The sequence below is a fragment of the Caldithrix sp. genome (assembly GCF_056497305.1).
Genome location: NZ_JBSMDE010000019.1, coordinates 1 through 6,148 on the forward strand (window position 1 = coordinate 1; position 6,148 = coordinate 6,148).

4 protein-coding genes are annotated in these 6,148 nt (G+C 42.0%); 3 read left to right on the top strand and 1 reads right to left on the bottom strand.

Annotation, left to right across the window (positions count from 1 at the left end; all coding sequences use genetic code 11):
• Window positions 1-256: 256 nt before the first annotated feature.
• Both ACWB0I_RS01775 and arcC read left to right on the top strand, forming a co-directional pair.
• A complete protein-coding gene (locus ACWB0I_RS01775; RefSeq protein ID WP_479386315.1) occupies window positions 257-1,570 on the top strand; it encodes a cyclic 2,3-diphosphoglycerate synthase in 1,314 nt (437 codons plus the stop codon).
• 79 nt (window positions 1,571-1,649) lie between these two features.
• On the top strand, window positions 1,650-2,603 hold the full coding sequence (gene arcC / locus ACWB0I_RS01780) for a carbamate kinase (protein ID WP_479386316.1): 954 nt from the start codon (window positions 1,650-1,652) through the stop codon (window positions 2,601-2,603).
• 898 nt (window positions 2,604-3,501) lie between these two features.
• Here arcC and ACWB0I_RS01785 read toward each other — a convergent pair.
• On the bottom strand, window positions 3,502-4,719 hold the full coding sequence (locus ACWB0I_RS01785; RefSeq protein ID WP_479386317.1) for an ATP-binding protein: 1,218 nt from the start codon (window positions 4,717-4,719) through the stop codon (window positions 3,502-3,504).
• A gap of 632 nt (window positions 4,720-5,351) precedes the next feature.
• Here ACWB0I_RS01785 and sucC point away from each other — a divergent pair.
• On the top strand, window positions 5,352-6,148 hold a 797-nt coding region (sucC, locus tag ACWB0I_RS01790), incomplete at its 3' end, for an ADP-forming succinate--CoA ligase subunit beta (RefSeq protein ID WP_479386318.1).

Here is a 6,148-nt window from a genome sequence, read left to right on the forward strand (position 1 = left end):
TTAAAAATTAATTGGATAGGCCGTTAGTTGAATAAATATAAAGCAGCTTGAATATATACAGCATGCCGCGAAAAATCCAATAAAAACAATGAAATAGGTTGTGTAAAAAAGTTTTTTTCGGCCATTGATTTCAGCGCGTCCTGACACTAAATTGATCTATTAAATTAAATACTTAAAATTAAATAAGATAGCAAAAAAATGAATATTCTTTCATCGAAATATGAAAGTAAATTTACAACATCAATTAGGAGGTTATATGCAGCGTAAACGCGTGATCATCATGGGTGCAGCCGGACGCGATTTCCACAACTTTAATGTCTATTTCAGAGACAATGAGGCTTTTGAAGTCGTGGCCTTTACAGCAACACAAATTCCGGATATTGAAGGACGCAAATATCCACCGGAACTGGCCGGTAAGTTGTATCCGGAAGGCATCATGATTTACCCGGAAGAAGAATTGCCAAATTTGATAAAAAAGTTTGATGTGGATCAGGTGGTCTTTGCTTACAGCGATGTTCCTTATGATTACGTGATGAGTCGTTCCGCATTGGTCAATGCTGCCGGAGCCGATTTTGTTTTGATGGGCGCTGAAACAACGCAGTTGAAAAGCAGTAAGCCTGTAATTGCGGTTTGTGCAGTGCGCACCGGATGCGGCAAATCGCAGACCACGCGCAAAGTAGCCAAAATGTTGCGTGAAGCCGGTAAAAAGGTAGTGGCCATTCGCCATCCCATGCCTTACGGCAATTTGAACGAGCAGGCTGTGCAACGCTTTGCGGAACTTTCTGATCTGGATAAGTACAAATGTACCATCGAAGAGCGGGAAGAATACGAGCCGCACATCGTTTCGGGTACGGTAATCTATGCTGGGGTGGATTATGAAGCCATATTGCGCGAAGCGGAAAAAGAAGCGGACATCATCTTGTGGGACGGCGGCAATAATGATCTTCCGTTCTACAAAGCCGATTTGCATATTACGGTGGTCGATCCGCATCGTCCCGGCGACGAGTTGTTCTACTATCCGGGCGAGGCTAACCTGCGCGCTGCGGATGTGGTGGTTATTAACAAGATCGATACTGCCGATCCGGAAGGGGTTCAGGCCGTGCGCGAGAGCATCCAGATGGTGAACCCGGATGCAGTGGTCATTGATGCGGCTTCGCCGATCTTTGTGGAAGATTACGAGCAAATTCAGGGCAAACGTGTGCTGGTTGTGGAAGATGGACCCACTTTAACGCATGGCGAGATGACCTACGGCGCCGGCGTGGTAGCAGCCGAAAAGTTTGGCGCTAAAGAACTGGTCGATCCGCGGCCTTACACGGTGGGTACCATTACCGAAACGTTTGAAAAGTATCAGGAAATTGGCACCCTGCTGCCGGCCATGGGGTATGGCGATAAACAGATCAAAGACCTGGAAGAAACCATTAATAAAACCGACTGCGATCTGGTAATTATCGGAACGCCCATCGATTTGAGAAAGCTGGTAAAATTAAACAAACCGGCCGTTCGCGTCACTTATGAACTGCAGGAAGTGGGCAAACCTGATCTGAACGATGTCTTGAAAAAGTTTATGTAAAACCTTAAACTCGGTTTGGGCATGATTTGGCAATTGAGTAAAATCATGCCCTTTTTATTTAAATCGAAGGAAGGAAGTCATGAAAAAAAGACCAATCGTTGTCGCCCTTGGTGGAAATGCCATTACGCGTGAATTCGAGGAAGGAAACATCCCGCAGCAGTTCGAAAATACAAGACGCAGCCTGGTGCATATTATTGATTTGTTAAAAGAAGGTTACAATATGGTTATCACGCATGGCAACGGACCACAGGTCGGTAATGCTCTGATTCGGGTTGAGGAAAGCAGGCATCTGGTGCCGCCTTTGCCACTGGGCATAATTGTGGCCGATCTGGAAGGAGGCATGGGCTACATGATTGAACAATGTTTACAAAACAAAATGCACGATTTAGGAGTAAAGCGCCAGGTCGCCACCCTGGTCACCCAGGTGCTGGTGGATAAAGACGATCCTTCCATTAAAAATCCCAGCAAATTTGTCGGTCCATTTTTTAAAAAAGAACAGGTGCGCGAACTGGTCGAAAAACGTGGCTGGATCATGAAAGAAGACAAAGGGCGAGGCTTTCGGCGTGTTGTACCTTCCCCAAAACCCATCGGCATTGTGGAAAAAGACATCATCAAACATCTGGTAGATATGGGCGTGGTTGTGATTGCGGCCGGTGGTGGGGGGATCCCGGTGTACATCGATCACAGCAAACATCCGGGGTGGTTAGAGGGACTGGATGGGGTCATTGACAAAGATCTGGCTTCGGCCGTGCTGGGAAGGGAAATCGACGCTGAGAAGTTGTTGATCATTACCGGCGTGGAAAAGGTGGCCCTGAACTTTGGTACGCCGGAGCAAATCGATCTGGATGAATTGAGCATTGCCGATGCCAGGAAGTACCTGGCCGAAGGACAGTTTCCAAAAGGTTCCATGGGGCCTAAAATTGAAGCGGCCATAAATTTTATTGAAGGCGGTGGTCAGGAAGTGATCATCACTTCTATTGAAAAAACGGGTGAGGCGATTCAAGGGAAAGCCGGAACGCGTATTCACGCCTAAGGTTAAAAAAGCTCAGGCTGCTACCATAAATCTACCGCAAAGAGCACAAAAACGACACAAGAGTCGCCATGAGCATTTGTAGCACAATGCACCAGTCTAGGAGGAGAAATCGCCTGAAAATGCAATTTTCGGGAAAGGTCTATTCAACCTCCAACAATTCAACGGTTTTACTTCCTCACACAGCACAAAAATTTTCGCATCCCGCTGTGGCGGGACTAGATCTTTTTAGGGAAGTATTCTAAGGCAGCAAAGCCGCAATCAAAAAATTTATTTAAAAAAAAATAACTGACCGGTGCCCTGGAATCCTTAAACTCTTATACTCATTTACTCTTCCAACAGCAAAAATCATTTCACGAATTAGCCCTCACCCCCTCGCAGAATAAAAATCTGGGAGAGGGGGAAGACCTGTGTGGGAAATTTTCTTAATTGTCTGGCATCTACAGTCGGTTGATGCGAAACGGAACTCCCGATTTTGGGAAACAGGCCCGCCCGTCTGGACGGTGTCTAGACGGACAGGCCGTTCAACAATTAAACAATTCAACAACTCAACCTTTTTTTTACTTCCTCACACATCACAAAAATTTTCGTACGCTAATGTGTTACATCTTCTTCGGGAAGTATTCTAAATATGTATCCTTACAAAATTATAAAAATAGTAAGCGATTATTCAGGGAAGATCCGTTAAAAAAAACATTCGTTCTGCCATCAATAGGAAAAAATATTTCCGTTGAGTCAATAGACCAAAAACAAACAAAGCCTATCGTGATATTATAATTCAATCTAATTAATCAAATTTACATCTTTGATATTTGCGTGATAAAAAGTTTGTAGATTCCGTTATTCTTGGCCATAATTTAGTCACAAGCTCTGGGCTTTGCAATAGCAAAAATAGGCAATATTAAATTTGCCAGTAAGTTGTATCTTCCGGGGCGTCCTGTCCCTCGTGATAAATAAAGTGTAATGGAATTTGCGGGTATAATTTTTTAAACATTTTATATTTTTTTTGATTAATTGTTTCGAGAGAAAATTTTACTTCACAGGCAAGTTTTTCTTTTACAATAAAGTCGATTTCGTTACCTTGTTGATTTCGCCAGAATTTTATTTCGTCTTCTGCTACTCGATCCAGAAACAAACGATAAACAAAATTTTCAAATATTTGGCCGCGGTCCTGCTTGTAATCAAGAGGCCGAAAATCTTTTAAAAAGGCATTACGTAATCCCAGATCATTAAAATAAAGTTTAGGCATCTTCTTGATTTCACTACGAATATTTCTGGTAAGGGGACGAATGGTTGATAAAATAAATGCTTTTCGCAATGTAAACAGATAATTTTCAATGGCCGAAAAAGAGACGCGAAGTAATTTGGATAGACTATTTATATTCAGCAGATTCCCGCATTGAGTGGCCAGTATTTTTAATAAATCCAGTACGTACTGCGAGTTTTTAATTCCACTTTCATAAATATCCTTTTTAATATAAGAAGTAATTAATTCAAATAAAATTTCTTCCTTTTCTTGATTGGTTTCCGCTAAAACTACGAGTGGGTAGCCCCCATAAGTCATATATTCATTGATATATGTTAATAACGTCCGTCGATATGCAATGGGCAATGTTTTTATGTCTAAATGATTGTAAGGAAGATTTTTAATTAAATTCGCCAGATCGCTCTCTCCTTTAAATTGTAAAAATTCATCCAGAGATAAGGTGTTCATAAAGAAGATCTTTTTCCGACCGGCTAAAGAATCTCTGAATTTACTGTCTAAGTAGAATGCAGAAGAACCTGTCACATAAAGTTTAATTGAATCGGAGTATTCATCATAAAGAAATTTTAAAAAATTTGTCGGGTTATTAAGATACTGAATTTCATCAATTAAAAAGATATTTTTTCGTTTTTTACTTATTGGGAATAATGAAAAAAGGTTTTTTGGATGTTCATTCAAAGCGCGAAGAAAATCCGGATCTTCAAGATTGACGTAATAGGCAGGATAGGATTTTTCCAGTAAAAAGTGTAGAAATTGTTTTAATAGGGTCGTTTTTCCAACCTGCCTTGCTCCTGTAACAATGATTGCCTGATTAGAATCAATGTTATCTACAAGGGTTTGAAATAAACTACGCACAAACATGTTTGTTCCCCTCTTAATTAGTTAAAACGAAAATAATTAATTAATTTTATTTTTGCAAATAAAAAAAATTAAATATTTCTCATTTTGGAAATGAGAATAATTGATTTAAGGGTTGTTTCCTTTTAGAATACTGCCTTCAAAAGATGTAATGCATTAGCGTGCGAAGATTTTCATGCAGTGTGAAGAAGCAAAACTGTTGAATTGTTGAATTGTTGATTTGTTGAATGGTTTGATGTCCCATCCCAGAGAATCGCAATTTCCGCTGCGCTCCAACCGGCTAAAGCGGTCGGACAATTAAGAAAATTTCCCACACAGGTCTTCCCCCTCGCCCAGATTTTCATTCTGGGTGGGGGGGACCGAGGGGGGGAGGGCTAATTCGTGAAATGATTTTTGCTGTTGGAGGAATAAAGTTAAGAGTTTATGAGTGTAAGAGTTAAAAGGTTCCGAGGCACCGGCCTGTCATTTTTTAAATAAATTTTTTGGTTGCGGCTTTGCTGCCTTAGATATTTTACTATTCCTGTTCTTCTAAATCTTCGCTCAAAATAGGTTTACATATTTAAAATAAATTGTTATATTTAGACTTCTTGAACAAAAATAAAACGAACTGTTACAATGGGAGTTGTTAAATGAAGATTCATGAGTATCAGGCTAAACAAATTTTAAGGGAATTTAATGTTCCCGTACCGGAAGGCTACGTGGCTTTTACAGCAGATGAAGCTGTGCAAGCGGCTAAAAAATTGCCGACCGATCTGGCAGTGATTAAAGCCCAGATCCATGCCGGCGGCCGCGGAAAGGGCGGCGGGGTTAAGTTAGCCCGTTCTTTAGACGAAGTGAAAAATATTGCCGGGCAGATGATCGGCATGACCCTGGTTACGCACCAGACCGGTCCCGAAGGAAAAGTCGTAAAAAAAGTTTTGGTCGAGCAGGGTGTGGATATTGAACGCGAGCTTTACCTGGGCGTGGTTCTGGATCGATCAAAATCGGAACTGGTGATGATGGCCAGCACCGAGGGCGGCGTGGAAATCGAAAAAGTGGCCGCCGAAACACCGGAGAAAATCCTGAAAGAGTGGATTGATCCGGCCATTGGTCTGCAGCCCTTTCAGGCTCGTAAATTAGCCTTTGGCCTGGGCTTAAGCGGAAAACAGGTAAACAATGCCGTTAAGTTGATGATGGCCCTGTACAAAGCGTTTATTTCCAAAGATTGCTCACTGGCCGAAATTAATCCTCTGGTTGTTACCAAACAGGGCGATGTACTGGCGCTGGACGCCAAAATCAATTTTGACGACAGCGCGCTTTATCGCCATCCGGAATTGCTCAAACTGCGCGATCTGGACGAGGAAGAGCCGCTGGAAGTAGAAGCATCCGAATTCAATTTGAACTACATCAAATTAGACGGCAACGTGGGATGCATGGTGAACGGCGC

Coding starts and splice junctions, on each gene's coding strand:
- ACWB0I_RS01775 (WP_479386315.1), top strand. CDS start 257: ATGCAGCGTAAACGCGTGATCATCATGGGTGCAGCCGGACGCGATTTC.
- arcC (WP_479386316.1), top strand. CDS start 1,650: ATGAAAAAAAGACCAATCGTTGTCGCCCTTGGTGGAAATGCCATTACG.